Source organism: Paraburkholderia sp. NMBU_R16, assembly GCF_013282575.1.
In the GTDB taxonomy this organism is placed as follows: domain Bacteria; phylum Pseudomonadota; class Gammaproteobacteria; order Burkholderiales; family Burkholderiaceae; genus Trinickia.
In genome coordinates, this window is record NZ_JAAAYE010000183.1 from 1 (window position 1) to 1,677 (window position 1,677).

A 1,677-nucleotide genomic window follows, 5' to 3' on the forward strand; every position below is an offset into this window, starting at 1 on the left:
TCTAACGAAGTGCCAATCGGGGTGATCGTACTTTCCGTGCATGTATGGCCCGATCTCGTCGCTGCTGCTTACTCGATCCTATCGGCAAGCCAATGGAAATCATCGGCGAACCGCTCGTCATCGGTCTTCTGTGCTAGGGAAACAGAAGGTGCCGGCGTGGCCGCTCGAGACTCGGACAGTGGCACCGCGAATTCGATAGATGACGAAACAGAAGTTTGCCGTCGTCCGGGCGATTGCGGCCCACGCAACGGTTGGGGCGCGGAGCCCGATCGAAGTGCCGAATGCGCAGTGGTTACAGCCGGCTCTGGCCGCGACGATTGTGGAGCCGTGTTCCGCAAACCGGAATGCTGCTCCATCGTCACGAAATTAGCAGTCAGTGTAGGCTCTGTAGGTCGGCCTCGAACCTCCATCAATTTTCGCCCGTCTTCACTCACCACTCCCATTGTGGAACTCGCACCGCCATCCAGGTTATACGACGGCCCCGGCTTTCGATTCAGGCCTCCAACCCGCGCCATCACGTTGGAAAGTTCGACCATGGTCAGGCCTTGAGCTTCGGCACCGACCTTTCCCGATGCATCGCTTGCGACTAGCATCCGAACGGCGTCGCCACTCTTGTGAGGCACTTGTGACCGTCTTATACCCAGCGGCGGATTGATTCCGGCAGGAAAATTGACTGCGCTGCGCGGATTGGGATGTTCTGCGTGCTGCAGATCACCAGGCCTGATCAGGCTGTCTTCCGGGAACTTGTACTTCGGCAGGTCGCCTTTCCTTTGGTCGAATTTGGCGACCGACTTTCCCGTCCACGTGCGATCAGATAGCAACGGCCCTGTAGTCAGCGTCGAGCCATTCGGAAATTGAACTCTGCGGTAGTCGTCGACATATTGCTTAGGTACCGGAACTGGGTCGGGTTGATCCTGGGCACCGATGACCTTGTTTTCGCCGATGGCGGCGGCTTGGTCGTGGTCCGCTGACGCCTTCGAGGACTTGGATGAGTTGTAATAGGAACCGTTGATATACGCGACCGGCCCCAGGCTCGATTCCGGATCCGCCCGGTCCCTTGCTAACTGCTGCCGCAGCAGTGCTGGGGGTGCTTCGGCGGGGCGATGCACCCGCTCGCCACCCGCCAGATGGGGAGAATACCTGTCGAGCGGAACGGTGAGATAGGTCAGGTCTTTGGGGCCGTGAGTCGTGTCGATGTTCTCGAAACCGAGTCGCGCTAAGTCGACGGAGTCGCCGGCGATGTGTACCCTCACAATGCCCGTATCCGGAATCCCTGAGACGGAGACCTTATCGCGCACTTGGTTGCCGCGAATCTGTGCTTGCATTCTCGTCGCCAGATCAGCCGGGTAACGGTTGGACTGTGATGACTGGCCTCGATTGATGTCAGAGGGCGCCGCTTTCGGCGACGCGCTCGCCACAATAGGTCGCGCTAAACGCGTCTCCGAACTTCGCAAGCGTTCCGGGCGCGACAGTAACCCTCCCAACAGACCGGAGGGCTGTCTAGCGGACGCAGATCCGGAGTTAGCCGGTCGTATTGCACGCGACTCTTGCGACTCAACATGGGTATCCGCAGAACGTGCACCTATGATTGCCCGCAGGCTTGAAAAACTGGGCATGGCGTGTTCGCTTTCTTGATCCACCCGCCATCGTTCGATTGCACTTAAACGGTTCCCTTAG

General features: G+C 58.9%; 1 protein-coding gene. It reads right to left on the reverse strand.

All coding sequences use genetic code 11. The features are described from left to right. Positions 1 to 68: 68 nt before the first annotated feature. Positions 69 to 1,325, reverse strand: a complete 1,257-nt coding sequence (locus tag GWC77_RS27645) for a phosphodiester glycosidase family protein (protein WP_173262643.1) — start codon at positions 1,323 to 1,325, stop codon at positions 69 to 71. Positions 1,326 to 1,677 lie beyond the last annotated feature (352 nt).